This is a genomic window from Sphingobacterium sp. 1.A.4, from assembly GCF_002734245.1.
GTDB lineage: Bacteria > Bacteroidota > Bacteroidia > Sphingobacteriales > Sphingobacteriaceae > Sphingobacterium > Sphingobacterium tenebrionis.
Window position 1 is genome coordinate 93,793 of the sequence record NZ_PEAZ01000012.1, and the last position, 15,075, is coordinate 108,867.

The 15,075-nt window shown below is 38.8% G+C and carries 11 protein-coding genes; 6 read left to right on the top strand and 5 right to left on the bottom strand.

What is annotated here, in order from left to right; genetic code table 11:
* Positions 1-22 precede the first annotated feature (22 nt).
* The gene (locus CRJ00_RS02025; RefSeq protein ID WP_099365245.1) at positions 23-3,184 is read left to right on the top strand and encodes a SusC/RagA family TonB-linked outer membrane protein; all 3,162 of its coding nucleotides are present in this window, start codon (positions 23-25) and stop codon (positions 3,182-3,184) included.
* Between the two features lie 9 nt (positions 3,185-3,193).
* Positions 3,194-5,032, top strand: coding sequence for a RagB/SusD family nutrient uptake outer membrane protein (locus CRJ00_RS02030; RefSeq protein WP_099365246.1), 1,839 nt, complete (start codon positions 3,194-3,196; stop codon positions 5,030-5,032).
* Positions 5,033-5,082: 50 nt separating this feature from the next.
* Here the strand turns inward: CRJ00_RS02030 and CRJ00_RS18720 are convergent, their stop codons facing one another.
* From CRJ00_RS18720 to CRJ00_RS02040, 3 genes are all read right to left on the bottom strand, one after another.
* On the bottom strand, positions 5,083-5,253 hold the full coding sequence (locus CRJ00_RS18720; protein ID WP_167554278.1) for a hypothetical protein: 171 nt from the start codon (positions 5,251-5,253) through the stop codon (positions 5,083-5,085).
* A 97-nt stretch (positions 5,254-5,350) separates the two neighbouring features.
* The gene (locus CRJ00_RS02035; protein ID WP_099365247.1) at positions 5,351-6,469 is read right to left on the bottom strand and encodes a clostripain-related cysteine peptidase; all 1,119 of its coding nucleotides are present in this window, start codon (positions 6,467-6,469) and stop codon (positions 5,351-5,353) included.
* Between the two features lie 205 nt (positions 6,470-6,674).
* The gene (locus CRJ00_RS02040) at positions 6,675-9,488 is read right to left on the bottom strand and encodes a hypothetical protein (RefSeq protein WP_144038060.1); all 2,814 of its coding nucleotides are present in this window, start codon (positions 9,486-9,488) and stop codon (positions 6,675-6,677) included.
* Positions 9,489-10,066: 578 nt separating this feature from the next.
* Here CRJ00_RS02040 and CRJ00_RS02050 point away from each other — a divergent pair.
* A complete protein-coding gene (locus tag CRJ00_RS02050) occupies positions 10,067-10,687 on the top strand; it encodes a S24 family peptidase (RefSeq protein ID WP_099365250.1) in 621 nt (206 codons plus the stop codon).
* A 7-nt stretch (positions 10,688-10,694) separates the two neighbouring features.
* Here the strand turns inward: CRJ00_RS02050 and CRJ00_RS02055 are convergent, their stop codons facing one another.
* Positions 10,695-11,189, bottom strand: a complete 495-nt coding sequence (locus tag CRJ00_RS02055) for an Lrp/AsnC family transcriptional regulator (RefSeq protein WP_099365251.1) — start codon at positions 11,187-11,189, stop codon at positions 10,695-10,697.
* Between the two features lie 145 nt (positions 11,190-11,334).
* Between CRJ00_RS02055 and CRJ00_RS02060 the strand changes: the two genes are divergently transcribed.
* Both CRJ00_RS02060 and CRJ00_RS02065 read left to right on the top strand, forming a co-directional pair.
* Complete coding sequence (locus CRJ00_RS02060) at positions 11,335-12,405, top strand: PLP-dependent cysteine synthase family protein (RefSeq protein ID WP_099365252.1); 1,071 nt, start codon at positions 11,335-11,337, stop codon at positions 12,403-12,405.
* Positions 12,406-12,634: 229 nt separating this feature from the next.
* Positions 12,635-13,489, top strand: coding sequence for a glycerophosphodiester phosphodiesterase (locus tag CRJ00_RS02065; protein ID WP_099365253.1), 855 nt, complete (start codon positions 12,635-12,637; stop codon positions 13,487-13,489).
* Between the two features lie 16 nt (positions 13,490-13,505).
* On the opposite strand, the gene CRJ00_RS02070 is transcribed toward CRJ00_RS02065, so the two are convergent.
* A complete protein-coding gene (locus CRJ00_RS02070; protein WP_099365254.1) occupies positions 13,506-13,910 on the bottom strand; it encodes a hypothetical protein in 405 nt (134 codons plus the stop codon).
* Positions 13,911-14,042: 132 nt separating this feature from the next.
* Here CRJ00_RS02070 and CRJ00_RS02075 point away from each other — a divergent pair, with 132 nt between their 5' ends.
* Positions 14,043-14,873 carry a copper homeostasis protein CutC gene (locus tag CRJ00_RS02075; protein ID WP_099365255.1) on the top strand — a complete coding sequence of 277 codons (831 nt, stop codon included), beginning with the start codon at positions 14,043-14,045 and terminating at the stop codon, positions 14,871-14,873.
* Positions 14,874-15,075: the final 202 nt, after the last annotated feature.

Here is a 15,075-nt window from a genome sequence, read left to right on the forward strand (position 1 = left end):
GCAAATAAACTAACCAAAAGTAATGAAAATAACCAAATTATGTGTTGCAACATTTGTAATACTATGTGGGAATAATGCCCATGCAACTAATGAAAAAATTAACCTAAATAATCATTCAAGCCATACAACTTTTGAATTCGGGCCAAATATCCAATCAACCATTAAGGGAAAGGTGCTTGATAAGGATGGAAAGGGATTCACAGGAGTAACCATTACTTCCCTGCAATCCAATGAAAGTGTCACCACCAAAGAAGATGGTTCTTTTGAGATTAAGGGTAAGTTGGGAGATGAACTCGTATTTACCTATGTGGGTTACAAGAGATTACAGGTAAAGGTAGAAGATCCCGATAACATGGAGGTCAAAATGAGCGACGATGTGATGAGCATCGAGGAAACAGTGATCGTCGGTTTCGGAACGCAAAAGAAATCAAGTTTAGTGAGTTCTGTAGCCACGGTTAAAGGATCTGACCTAGCCTTTCCAACCCGTAACCTGACCAATAACCTGGCCGGTCAATTACCAGGTTTGATCGCTATCCAACGTACCGGTGAACCAGGCTATGATAACTCTGAGTTTTGGATCCGAGGTATCAGTTCCTTCTCAGGAGGTACTTCACCTTTGGTATTGGTGGATGGTGTTCCTAGGGCCATGCAGGATATCGAACCGGATGAGATAGAAACCTTCACATTACTAAAAGATGCTGCTGCTACAGCAGTATATGGCGCCGAAGGAGCTAATGGCGTTATTATTATCACTTCAAAACGCGGTCGTCAGCAAAAAACGCAGATTAATTACCGTGGAGAATATAGTGTACTACAGCCTACTAGGCTACCTGAATTCTTAGGTTCTGCTGATTTCATGACGCTCTATAATGAAGCCTTGCGAAATGAAGGCTCTGCAATTATGTTCACTGATGAATTAATTGAAAATTACCGTCGCGGAGAGGATCGAGATCTATATCCAAATACCGATTGGTTGGATCTGATGCTCGACAAAACCACGAACAACATGCGACATACCTTGAATTTCAGAGGAGGGGGTGATATTGCTAGATTCTTTGTTTCTGGTGCTTACTTTTCAGAAAGTGGGATATTTAAAGAGAACAATCTGGCAGAATATAACAATAATATTGGTTTGAAGAGATTCAATCTACGTTCCAATGTGGATCTGAGTGTGACCAAGACCACGACTATTGGTGTTGATCTAAGCGGACAATATCTGATGACCAACTATCCAGGAGTCGGTACAGGACTTATTTTTCAACGAATGACCACTATTCCTTCTTACTTATTCCCGGCTGTCTATTCCGATGGAACCATTGCTGGGCACCCAAGGCCTAGTAATAACCGGATAAACCCATACAATTTATTAATGGAATCGGGTTATGCCAAAGAATGGCGTTCCAGCATACAATCTAATGTTTCCTTAAAACAAGAATTGGATTTTCTGACCAAAGGATTGGTCTTTCAAGGAAACGTAAGCTATGATGCGGTCATGAACTACTATATGAACAGAACCAAAACGCCTAAACAATTCTATGCTACCGGAAGAAATCCGGATGGTTCTTTGATTTACAAGGAAGTAGTAGCAGGGAATCCAGATTTTGGTGAACCGGCAGAAAGCAATACGGGAAGTAAGAATGTTTACATGGAAATGTCGCTCAGATATAACCGTAATTTCTTGAATCTTCATGATGTTGGTGCCATGCTCTTGACCTATCAGAAAGAATCGCAATTGCATAACGAAGCATTGGCTTTCAGAAAACAAGGCTATGTTGGTCGTTTGACCTATTCTTATGATAACAGGTATGCTATTGAAGGTAATTTTGGTTTTACAGGTAGTGAAACCTTCGCCAAGGATTACCGTTTTGGATTTTTTCCAGCCGTTGGAGTTTCCTGGACTGTGAGCAATGAAAAGTTCATGACCGAAGAGATGAAGGCGGTGGTCAATAACCTAAAATTCAGGGCATCGTATGGACGTACAGGAAATGATAACACTGGTGGTGCAAGATTTCTTTACCGAGGAACCTTTTCAACTGGTGCAGCGGGATATCCATTTGGTATTGGAGGATCTGGTTCTTTGAATGGCTTGCCAGGATTGATCGAAGGGAGATTCGAGGCACCATACCTTTCTTGGGAAATCGAAGATAAAAAGAACTTTGGTATGGAACTCGGGATGTTCAATAACAAATTAACGATGCAGGTGGATTATTTTGATAATATCCGTTCCAATATTTTGCTTCAACGTCGAACCGTTTCCGCAGTGGCAGGATTTCGTCAAAACCCATGGCAGAACTTCGGAAAAGTAGCCAACCATGGTATTGATGGTAGATTGAACATCAGACAGCCAATTGGAAATGAATTTGTATTGAGTCTACGTGGAAATGTCACCTTCGCAAGAAATAAAATCCTGGAATACGATGAGGTACCTCAATTATACCCTTGGATGAACGAAACAGGGAAAAGCTTAAGGTCATGGAACCTATACGTCGCTGATGGACTGTATAAGCATGAAGATTTCCATATTTCAGAGGTGAATGGTGTAAAAACTTATGAACTGAAAGATGGAATAGTGGAGTCGACCTTAAGTTCTAACATCCGTCCTGGAGATATAAAATATAAGGATTTGAATGGAGATGGCATCATCAATCAATACGATCAAACGCGAGATATTGCTAAACCAGGGGTGCCAGAATTAATTTATGGCTTTGGGATTTCAGGAGAATATAAAGGCATGTATGCCAATGTATTCTTTCAAGGGGCTGGAAATACTTCTACGGTTTTCGGGGCAAATATGGCATCAGGATTCTTCCCTTTTCAATGGGGAGTGGATGAGTCCAACCTCCGTGTAGAGGCTTTGGATAGATGGACAGAAGAAAACCCTTCGGATAACGTGTTTTATCCACGTCTTCATTCTGCGACCTTTGCCAACAATTCTGTACCAAGTACTTGGTGGCTAAGGGATGCTTCCTTTGTCCGGTTGAAAAATGTAGAACTGGGATATAGATTTAATGAATCCTTCCTAAGTAAATACGGCATCAAGGCAGGTAGACTTTATCTGAACGGGAATAATATTTATGTATGGGACAATATTAAAATGTGGGACCCAGAATTGGGCAACGCTAATGAAGGTCTAAATTATCCTATACCTTCTGCCTATACTTTCGGTCTAGAATTTACCTTTTAACTGACTATCATGAAAAATTTCAAAAAAATATACAGCATACTTTTAGTGACAGCCTCCTTAAGCCTAACCCAATGCAGCACCAGTTTTTTGGATGTTTCCGACGAACTTGCAGGTCAATTGACCATGAAGGAAGTTTTTGACAATACAGCATATACCCGGAATTGGCATAGAAATGTATTCACAGGAATACCAAATAGTTCTGGGATGATTTTGGATGCAGCTGCGCTGACCAACCCATGGGCAGGGGCGTCGGATGAACTAAAAATGGCCCAAGGGACGTTAAGAACGCTTAATTCAAGTGGCTTTAATTCGGGGAATGCACCTTTCCATCGATGGGGATCTTTGTATACCCTCATCCGTCAGGCAAATCTGTTCTTAGAAAATGCCCATGAAATTCCCCGTAGTGGTGATACGGATTATATAGATGCTACAGAATTGGCAAAAATGAAAGCTCAAGTTCGTTTTTTAAGGGCATATTATCATTATTTGTTGTTCGAACAATATGGTCCGATTCCAGTGATCGATAAATCTATAGATCCATCTGGAAGTGATATCGATTTTGAACGAAATTCCATCGATGAAGTGGTGGATTTTATTTCCAATGAACTGACTGCTGTAGCCAATGAGTTAGATGAATTTATTACGGATCAAAATTACCTGGCTTTACCTACCAAAGGGGTTGCCTTGGCTGTAAAAGCTAAACTTCATCTATATGCGGCAAGCCCATTGTTCAACGGGGGCTACCAAGAAGCTTTGGCTTTGACGAATCCTAGTGGGAAAAAGTTGTTTTCAGCGGCTGATCCTTCCAAATGGAATAAAGCTGAGACAGCGTTAAAGGAGTTTATTGATTTTGCCAATTCTGGTAAATATCAATTGTATAAAGTGAATACGAACGGTGTTTATGATCCAGATAAATCGCTATATGAGTTGTTTATGTCGTATAACGCAGAGATTATTTGGGCCAATCCAAACCAGTCATGGGGTGCCATTAACGGAGAAGGTGTTGATCGGCGATCTACGCCAAGATCGGAGAATGCTGGATTCGCCTGTATTGCGGTTACCCAAGAATTAGTGGACGACTTTTTTATGAACGATGGATTGTCGATTGAAGAATCTCCTAAATATTCAGAACAAGGGTTCTCTACCGCTGGCGATGACATTACGGGTAGAACCGAGGTTGGAACCTATAATATGTGGGTAAACCGAGAACCTCGTTTTTATCAAACGGTATTTTATCATGGTAGAAAATGGCACTTAACCAATAGGGTCGTTAAATTCAATAGAGGAAATGGAAATGATAATACTGCAGCAGATCATCCTTGGTCAGGGTATCTTTTGTATAAACGTATTTCAAGGAATGTTCATAATCAGGGGTCTTTTCCAAAAAGTCATTATAGACCATCTATTATCTTCCGCTTGGCAGAATTCTATCTTTTATACGCAGAAGCAATGAACGAAGTAAATCCGGGAAATCCTTTAATTTTAGAATATGTAGATAAGATCCGTGAGCGAGCAGGTATTCCAAAATTGAAGGATATCAAACCTGAGATCATTGGTAATAAAGATTTACAACGGGAGGCGATCCGGGCAGAAATGCGCGTGGAATTAGCCACTGAGGGGCAACGTTATTTTGATGTTCGCCGTTGGATGATCGCAGAAAATGATGCTGGAAAAGGAGGTCAGGGCGGCCTGTTCTACGGAATGAATATGGGGGCAACTACAGAGAGTGAGTTCTTTAAGCGGACATCGTATGAAAACAGGGCGTTCACTCGTGAAATGTACTTGTATCCAATCCCTCTAAATGAAATACAGAAAAGTAAAAAATTAGTGCAGAACCCAGGTTGGTAATAAGTAAATAATAAAATAACGGCAATTCGAGCGAATTGCCGTTTATCATTTTAACTATACAACTTTAATATTACCTTAATGTTCTCTTTGGTTGTAAAGGACAGGGTATCTCCTTCTTCCTTCGTCCTTTTTCCGGAAGTATTCTCTTTAATGGCATCCTTGATCCGGATGATTTGCATGATCAACTTACGATTTGCCGTACCTCTTTTTAACCCTTTCATAAGAAATCAAATTAATTGGTCAGTTTGTACAACAAATATAATTTCAATAGGGCAGTTAAAAAATACTCCATTTAGGGTATTTTTTAAATTTTTATGGTTAAAAAAGGCGGTTAAAACCCGAATCTTGATACCATTTTAACGTTCGGTAGTAATTATGCACTAATTCTTCATTGTCTGAGATGGGTATATAGCAGGTCAATCCAGAATTAGTAACAATTGGAAATCCATTGAATTTCGGGGTGTTGGCTTTAAAGATTACTGCCCGTTCAATGCTGGATTGAAGGGTTGTAATATTACTGTAATTTTGATTTATAAAGTCTAGGAAATCAAAGGCAACCAAGGGGTTGCTGGTTCGATCAAAATCCATCCGTTGGATCTTTGACCGATTGAAGTCGCTATAGGTTGGATTCTGGTTTATTAGAATAGATTTGGTCTCCTCGGCAATGGTTGATAGGAGAGAGGCATCAATAACAGAAATGGTAGCTGATTGGTAATTACCCGTCATGCTGTTATAATGCTCGTAATATTTTTGAGCTAAAGTAGCATAGCCACTTTTGTCTTTACTAAAAAAGTAATTGATGGTTTTATCATAGGGCATACCATTGGCAATTACTTCGCCTGGAGAGGCGATGAAATACTTTGCTTTGTTTTTGATTTCATACAATACTTCTAAGCTTGCCATGGAGCAGGCATCAAAGCAGATGAAATCCAGATCATTTGGTAAAGCATAATCCAGATCTTTGATATCCATTTGGGATCCATTATCCTCTCCAAAGGATTTTAGTTTGATATTTCCGGTTCCAGGAGGAATCCATCCGGTAGCATGTGACCAAAGAATCAATCCATAGGTTTTTGCCGGAAAATTTTCCTTTACATCCTCCATGACTGTTTTCAACGTGTTAGGATCCGAGGAATTGTGGTTGGGATATTCCTTAATTTTTATCCTTCCATTTTTTGATTCCTTTATGCTCGGGATTCTATACAATGCAGGAGCAGTATTCGGAAGTTTGGTATAAATGATCAGATTGCTGTTCTCTACCTCAAAAGCTTTTTCCATCTGTGCAATGTTTTTATAAGCCTCTTGGTTGAGATTGTTGTCTGCAGCAATATAGATCACTACAGTCCTGAATTTCTCTTCTTCGATTAATGGTTTTTTCTCGGTACAACCTAGAAAAATAAAAAAGAGCAGGAATAGATAATTGGATAGGAACTTCATAGCTAATGGTTTTAATTGGATTGGACTAGTTCATAATCTTTTCTTGGCTAGGATAAAGATACAAGAAGTAATGGCAAATAATACCAAACAAACATTTAAACAGATTATCGTGTTAAAGACATCATTTTCCATATGTAGAGGGTTTAAAAAAGGGCGGCATAACCTGCCGCCCTTCGAGTTTTAAACTATTTATTCAACCTAATTACTATAAGTTCGGATTAACTTTAATTTTCACTCTAGTGATTACTTCACCTTTTGTAGGTGCTACATCACCGATGTTGAATTTGTTAGTTACTTTCACTTCGTAAACCAAGTAGATTGGTTGTTGTAGGTTAGCACCTAAGTTTTCCCAAACTAGGTCGTTTCCATTTACAACTGCTCTAGCACCTGATTGAAGTGGAACAACAGTACCTGATGCATTTTCTGCTTGGATGAATGTAATGTTAGATACATCGAACGCAGCATTTACACCTGATAGACCATAATATCCAGCTAATTGAGCGTTGAATACGTTGGTTGCAGGGTTGTTGTTGAAATCAAACAAGGTAACGTTGTTGAAGTCTGTTAACTTGATCAATCTTCTAGCATCAACTGTTGAAGTGTTGGTTCCAGAAACCTCTTTGTCCTTGAACTCTTTGTAAGGAGTTTTCGTAGCAATTGGTTTCACAGGATTAATGAATCTTACTGGGAACGTTGGTTGAGAAACTTCGTATACCACGCCGTTTACTCTTCTAGTTACACGTAAGGTTACATTGCCATTGTTCACTTTGTTACGAGCGGCTAATAGAGCTTCGTTAAGTACTACTTCGCTGCCAGATGCGATAGTGAATCCTGTTAATGGATCGATGATGGTGAAATCGTAGGTAGTCGCTGGTTTATCTGCTGCGGTTACAGTAGATTCGATCCAGTAATCCCAAAGATCTGCTTGTAATTTCCAAGTTCCTCCAACTAATTTACCATTGATGATACCGTAATTCAATCCTGAATCCCAGAATGGAGCACGTTTGCTGATGTTCGTGATTTTAGTACCTGTAACTGTAACAGTAACTGTAACCTGTACCACTGGATCGCTAGAGATCGATGAGTTGTAAGTACCTTTCATGGTGTAAGTACCTGGCATTACGGTGTTCGCAATGTTCAAGTTACGAGGAGAACCTTGTACTGGGTTGTTCATGCTTGCTGCATCGAATGTAATTCCAGCTGGGTTACCTGCGCTAGGTGTGAAGGTATATACTTGGTGGAAGTCTGAAGCAGTTTTTTGCGTTTTGTTGTATGCTGCATCTAATGTCAATGGTGTACTCCAAGAAATTGCTTTAACAACTCCTGTAGCAATAACATCATGAGAAACTACTCCATTAACCGCTACTGGAACCGCTGCATCCTGAACAAAATTAACTTTGATGAAACGTTCAGCAATTGCATTCGTTGTGCTTTGTGCAGGGAACATTCTTACGCGGATAACCACAAAATTGTTCACAGCTGCAGAGTTGTACACATTTCCATTGTTAGTAGAAATTTTAACCGAGATCTTACCTGTAACTGGGTCTAATGTAATCCAATCTCTTTCTTGTGCAGTTGGAGCATAATGATCTAGATCATAACGTAAGTTGTAATCATCCAAACCATGATCGTCCATGGATACTACTTTGTTGCCGATTTGCGTACGAGCATAGAAACCATTCAATTTCTCGTCCAAAATCGTTCCACCAACATAGGCAGTATTGTTGTCTAGGTTAGTAGTTGCATCGTTTTTGAAGTGTAGACTGAAGTTAGAAGTTGATCTAGCGTCTGCCAAAGCTTTTGTGAATGCCAATGATTGACTTCCTGCACCAGCGTCTGTGAATGAGCTACCATTGAATGAAGGGTTAACACCATTTAATAAGGTAACCTTATCGCCAGTTGCAGAAGTGTTTCTGTTGGATTTCTCGATGGTTGTCTCGTCTCTTTCAACGATTTCTTCTTTCGCTAATTCGTACTCAGAAGCAACATATTGCTGATTTGATGCCGCTTTATTGTTTTTGATCTGTAAAGCGATCATCAAATCTTCATTATCACCAGCATGTGGGAATACCGAGTTCGCATTTGTTGGTTTGTATTTAACTACGATATCGCCAAATGATTTTACGGAAGCTCCACCAGATACGAAATTTGAACTTGGTGTTTCACCAGAAGAACGGAATTGAACCTTATCTGCAGTAGAAACCAATAGACCATTTGCATCGTAGTTTGCAACAGCAACACCAAATGGGTTCAAATTGTATTTGATTTTTGCATAACCTTGTAATACTGTATTTCTCAACCCGTTGTTATCTACGATACGTGGGAAGAAAACTACTGCCGAATTACTGTTCGTAAATTCTGGAACCAGGCTCATAGATGAAACAGCGATCGCTTCGGTTGCCAAGAACACATTGTCAACTACAGCACCCGTTGAATCGGTAATCGCTACATTATAACCACCAGCAGTTTTAACGAAAGTAACATCACCTGTAGAAGCTGCCACATTGGTGTTCACATCATTGATGAACCAGAAATATTTGCCACCAACTGATTTGATCTCCAATTTGGCATCTTTACCATCTGTACCATTAGTTCCGTTAGTACCGTTCGTACCTTGTGCTTTAATGGTTGTGTTGGTCCAAGTTTTACCGCCATCATTGGATGATTGCCACATAAACGTGGTTGGATCAATCTTCCACATGGTTCCTGCTGCACCGTCTTTTCCTGCTGCACCATCCGCACCTTTAGCGCCATTGACGATGTCGTAGGTAAAGGTTGTTCCGTCTGCTTTCTTGAACGTGATTTTGAAACCACCTGCAATGGAAGTTACAGATTCAACAACGTTGGTTGAGCCTAATGAAGTTAACTGAGATTTTAAAGAGGCAATGTCAGATTTGTTCTGATCAATCCCCTGTTGAAGTCGTGTGATGTCGTCATCATACTTCTTACAGCCTTCTAGCATCACTGAGCTACTGATCGCAATGACTAGGGCTAATTTGGATAGAGTTGTAATTTTCATATTTACTTATTGAAATTGATACGATGAATTTAAATATTGCAATACTTAATTAATTGTTTAGTAAAATTACAATATAATATTGTATTCACAAATTTTTTTTAATTTTTTTATTACGTGTAAGTTTTTAGCTCCAAAGTGAGGGAGTAGGTCTTGTTGTCAACGTCCTGGACGCTGATTTCATAGGTGGTCGTCGTTTTTGATTTTTGAATAGTAATATGGTCTTTAACAAAGTTTAAATCTTTTATTTTAATATTTTTTAAGGATATAAGATTAATTATATCCAGTGTTGTAATCTCACTGACTTTCTCATTGTTCGCTTGCTCCAGTACTTTGTTGTTACTATTGCTCATGTTGCTGGATAATAATAATGGTCTGTAATTTTTATACAATAGCTAATGCTCTTGGTTAATAACATTGCAAACGTACAATAAAAAATTGTATTCACCAATAAAATATTGTGTGATGAAATAAAAATTTCTTTTTTTACGGTTTTGGTCTTACTTTTGTGTATAATGTATGGCTGTTAGAGGATCTATTCAGTAAGACATTGTATATAAAAATTGAAATAAAACCATAAGATGAATAATTGGGATCGCTTGGAACAGGTAATACAATATTTGGGTTTAAATGTGAATTCTTTTGCTAAGGAAATAGGTCTTAGTAGGGCAGAGCGTTTATATCAGATAAAAAAAGGTAATTATGCCATTAGTAAAAACCTGGCAGGAATCATTACAGAAAGGTTTCCCGATATCAATGAAGCATGGTTACTGACAGGAGAAGGGACAATGGGCAAGGAAGTGGAACCTGTAACCAATACCAAGATACCTTTGTTTAACATTAGTTTGGATGCGTTTGATACGGATCTGTCCAATATGCCAGTGGCCTATGAGCTTGAAATCCCACTTTTGTCAGGTAGTGATTTTGCCTTTGTGAACCAAGGAGAGGCGATGCAACCGGAGATTGAGCATGGCAGTGTGGTTTTTGTCAAGGAAGTGGATAAGGATGCGGTTGTATTTGGTGATATTTATCTGATCATCTCCGAAAAGATGAATGTTGTCCGGTTCGTGCGGGGAGGAAATGATAAACAATGGCGCTTATTGGCCAAGAATGTGGAAGGCTATGATGAATTGTTCTTGGATCCTGACCATGTAAAAGCGATATATAAAGTTAAGGGTGTCCTATCGATGGTTTCTTTATAGGACAGTTTTAAAAAGAATAAGCCGTCTCACTCTTAGTTTCTGAAAGTACAAAATAAGTCTGTACCGTATTTACCTGCGGTAGAACCGCCAGTTTATTCCTAAGGAATTGGTGGTAGGCATCCATATCTTTCGTTGCGATGCGCAGCATAAAATCGTAAGATCCCGCCATTTGATAACATTCCATAACCTCTGGGAATTTAGAAACCTCTTTTTCGAATTCATTTAGCACCTCAAAAGTATGCGCCTTTAGGAAAACCTGTGAAAAGGAAATCAAACCGATGCCAATCTTTTGCCGATCTAATATGGCAACCGTTCGTTTGATATAACCCGCATTTTTGAGTTTTTTTATCCGCTCATGAACGGCTGCAATAGATTTGTGCAGTTTTAGGGAAATTTCTTTGTTGCTCAAGGTGGCATCCTCCTGAAGGATCTTTAATAATTTGATGTCTGTAGGGTCAAGCTCCATAACGTTGATTTTCTCGTTGTTACCAAATTTAAACATTAAATTCTGAAAAATATATGGAAAATGGTGTATGTTTCGATAAAATTTATTGAAATGATGTAATCCAATTGAATATATTTTGGTTAATTAGCAATTTTGCAGAGTAAAATATTTATAACCTATTTTAATCACAAACAAAACAGATATGATCGCAGAGGAAGCTACAGTTAGCAAATGTTTGTCTCCAGAGTTGGATAGCCGTTTCAATCACCTTTGGTGCTTGGTAGGAAATACCCCTATGTTGGAATTGCAATATACTTATAAAGGTAAACCTGGAAAAATCTATGTTAAATGTGAAAACTACAATCTAACTGGAAGTATCAAGGATCGTATGGCATTGTATATTCTTTATAAAGCTTACGCAAATTGCCAAATCCGTCCGGAAGATATGATTGTAGAAGCCACCAGCGGTAATACAGGTATTGCATTTTCTGCTATTGGTAAAGCATTGGGCCATCAGGTAAAAATCATTATGCCAAATTGGTTGTCCAAAGAGCGTATCGATATCATCAAAAGTATGGGTGCAGATATCCAATTGGTGAGCAAAGAGGAAGGTGGTTTCTTGGGTAGCATCAAAATCAGTGAAGACCTTGCTGCACAAGGTGGTGTCTTTTTACCGAGACAGTTTGAGAACCTTTTCAATGCCGAGGCACATGAATTGACTACAGGAAAAGAGATCGCGCTACAATTAGCTTCCATCGGCCTTACAGCAGATGCATTTGTAGCTGGTGTAGGTACGGGTGGTACCGTAATGGGCGTAGGAAAGCAATTGAAAAATTATAATCCAGCTGTAAGGATCCATCCATTGGAACCACAGGAAAGTCCAACCTTGACCACTGGTTATAAGGTAGGAGCACACCGTATCCAAGGGATTTCTGATGAATTTATTCCTGCGATCGTAAAATTGGAGAATCTGGATTCAGTAATCTGCGCGTCAGATGGTGATTCTATCATCATGGCTCAAAAATTAGCACAGCAATTAGGATTGGCCGTAGGTATTTCATCCGGAGCCAATGTAATCGGTGCTATCAAATTAAAGGAAGAAATGGGGGATAATGCAGTTGTGGTGACTGTTTTATCTGATGATAATAAAAAATACCTAACCACTGATTTGGTGAAGGAACAGCCCGTTAAAGAAGGATACATTTCCACAGATTTTGATTTTACAGGCTATCATCCAATCGCTAGGTTAGAGAAACCTCTTTTTTCACACTAAGTAGTTTATACCCCTTAAGGACAATGATGTTTCATATTGTCTGATGTTTACTGTTAAATAATCTATTCAGCGTCTTTAGGAGCCCTCCTAAAGGCGCTGATTGTTTAAGGGTAATGTCTTAATCTTTATGAGATTGCTATGTTATATTTTTATTAATTTTCTTAAATTACCTTAAATAACCATAGGCAAGAATTATTTTTGCTTTTCTTTTTAACCTAAACTGTATATAATGAAATTACAACAGCACTTCTTACTTCAACCATCGTTTATCAGGCAATTTTTATTGATGTGTATCTGTATGGTGTTTTCCATCGCAGCGTTTGGCCAACAAGCTGCCGTCAAATTATTTGCCCATAGGGCAGCTGCCCACGAATTGGACGAGAATACCATGTCGGCATTTAAGGAGTCCTATGAAAAGGGGATGAGGGGCTTTGAGACGGACATCAGAAGAACGAAGGATGGCAAATTGGTTATCTTTCATGATGATAATTTTGAACGTATTGTGGGGATAAAAGGTGGGGTAGAAGATGTTACCTTGGCTGAATTCAAGAAATTGCGAACAAAAAAGGGAAATGAGATGCCAACCTTAGCGGAGGTGGTACAGTATTTTTCAGATAAACCTGGGGTTTATATCGAATTCGAAATGAAAACTAATAAGCCGGTTTACGAAGAAAAGGTCCTTCATCAATATTGTGATGAACTATATAACCGTGTATACAGCAATAGACCAAAGGATTCTGAATACTTATTGACATCCTCTGATAAGCGACCCTTGAAATATTTGAATACGACTTATCCTGATGTGGATCTTCTGCTGATTAAATCAGAAGGTTTATCACAGAAGTTAATTGATGAGGCAAAAGAATTGGGGGTAAAAAGGATTGGGGCACGCGTGGAAATGAGTACGCGCAATATGGTTACTGCAGCTAAAAAGCAAGGGATGACCATTACCTTATGGCCAGGAAGATCTGTTGATGATTTCCTTTTAGGGCTATCCTTAGGTGCAGATTACCTTTGCTCTGACGTGCCATTGGCAGTAACGGATTGGGTGAAAAAAAATGCGCCTTGGATTGAGCTAAAATAAGGTCGGTTTAAACAGTTCAGGTTGTCCGAAATTTATTGGCAATATGATCCAGCCATTTTTTGATGATGGCGCATATTTCATAGGCCTCTTGGTTTTCATATTGATGGATCAATGATTCCAAGGTTAGACTGATCTCTTCCAAGTGGATGAAATTTCCTTCCTCATTCCGATATTCTGATAAAATATCCAGCAGAAAACAATGTGTCTCAAATTCCACGAATTTTTGCTGGTACTTTTCATCTGCAGATAACCAAAGTTTTTCATGTTTGAAACCAGAATCTATGTGTAAGCTACAGGCTTCCTCATATTGGTACCGATGGGATTGAAGGTCCTTCTTCATTTTTTCAACACTATTCAATAAAGAATCATACATGGTAGAAAGATGAATCTGAACCTGCTTTTGTCTTGAAATAAGTGGCATAACAAGGGGGTTTTTGATGCTCGCAAATAATTCAACAATTAAATGTACTGTTTTGTTTTTAATAAGTGGTTGATTGTTTGTCACTTAAATATTAAAATTAATTCTGCCCAACAAATTAAATATCTTTGATTTATGATGGAAAAGGAAATTAATGGTTATAAACTGGAGATTTGTGCCAACTCTTTTTATTCTGCCAAGCAAGCGCAATCCGCTGGAGCAAGTCGGATAGAATTATGTCAAAACCTTGAAAATGGTGGTACAACACCTTCTTTTGGCTTGATAAAATTGACAAGAGAAACATTAGACATTGCTGTACATGTGTTGATACGACCAAGGTCAGGAGATTTCGTATATAATGAGGAGGAATTTGAAGAGATGAAGGAAGATATTCTGATCTGTAAATCCTTAAATTGTAACGGTGTGGTCCTGGGCATCCTTTTACCTTCGGGAGATGTTGACAAAGTAAGGATGCAAGAGTTGGTAGATTTAGCTCGTCCAATGGAGGTGGTATTCCATCGAGCATTTGATCGATGTAGAGATCCAAAGGAAGCCTTAGAAGATATCATTGAGTTAGGATGCAATAGAATATTGACCTCTGGTCAAAAGAATAGTGCAGAGGACGGAATTGAGCTTATTCGTGAACTTGTGGAGCAAGCGGCTGGAAGGATTGAAATTATGCCAGGTGCTGGGGTAACTTTTTCAAACGTTAAAACTATCCTGGAAAAAACAGGTGCCAAGAGTGTTCATGCATCTGCAAAAATAACCCAGAAATCTACCATGACTTTCCATAATCCAGCACTGGTGGGTATGGATGAAGACATCTTTTATAGTGATGAAAAGAAGGTGGCTGAAATAATTGAACAAATAAAAAGAGGCTGTCTCCTATGTTTGTGTCAAGCAAATGTAGGAGACATTTTTTGTTTTATAGATTTGCTGTATTTAGTGAAAAGAGGGAGAGCCTAGGGCTGTCTTAGTAGCTTTTTTAGCATACTGATTTTTAGAGATGGCCTTCCTCTTTTTCGCTTCCTAAGACAGAACAGAATGTAAGGCGGAATTACAGTCCAGCTTGAATATCCATAAGGAGACAAGTCCAAGGGAAGTTTCACTATTGATTTTTCAGTTTCACATCAAAAAATTAACATGAAAACACTCAAGCAGGTCGTTG

Excerpts from the sequence above, each read along its gene's own strand:
- CRJ00_RS02025 (WP_099365245.1), top strand. The coding sequence starts at position 23 with ATGAAAATAACCAAATTATGTGTTGCAACATTTGTAATACTATGTGGG.
- CRJ00_RS02030 (WP_099365246.1), top strand. The coding sequence starts at position 3,194 with ATGAAAAATTTCAAAAAAATATACAGCATACTTTTAGTGACAGCCTCC.
- CRJ00_RS18720 (WP_167554278.1), bottom strand. The coding sequence starts at position 5,253 with ATGAAAGGGTTAAAAAGAGGTACGGCAAATCGTAAGTTGATCATGCAA.
- CRJ00_RS02035 (WP_099365247.1), bottom strand. The coding sequence starts at position 6,469 with ATGAAGTTCCTATCCAATTATCTATTCCTGCTCTTTTTTATTTTTCTA.
- CRJ00_RS02040 (WP_144038060.1), bottom strand. The coding sequence starts at position 9,488 with ATGAAAATTACAACTCTATCCAAATTAGCCCTAGTCATTGCGATCAGT.
- CRJ00_RS02050 (WP_099365250.1), top strand. The coding sequence starts at position 10,067 with ATGAATAATTGGGATCGCTTGGAACAGGTAATACAATATTTGGGTTTA.
- CRJ00_RS02055 (WP_099365251.1), bottom strand. The coding sequence starts at position 11,189 with ATGTTTAAATTTGGTAACAACGAGAAAATCAACGTTATGGAGCTTGAC.
- CRJ00_RS02060 (WP_099365252.1), top strand. The coding sequence starts at position 11,335 with ATGATCGCAGAGGAAGCTACAGTTAGCAAATGTTTGTCTCCAGAGTTG.
- CRJ00_RS02065 (WP_099365253.1), top strand. The coding sequence starts at position 12,635 with ATGAAATTACAACAGCACTTCTTACTTCAACCATCGTTTATCAGGCAA.
- CRJ00_RS02070 (WP_099365254.1), bottom strand. The coding sequence starts at position 13,910 with ATGCCACTTATTTCAAGACAAAAGCAGGTTCAGATTCATCTTTCTACC.
- CRJ00_RS02075 (WP_099365255.1), top strand. The coding sequence starts at position 14,043 with ATGATGGAAAAGGAAATTAATGGTTATAAACTGGAGATTTGTGCCAAC.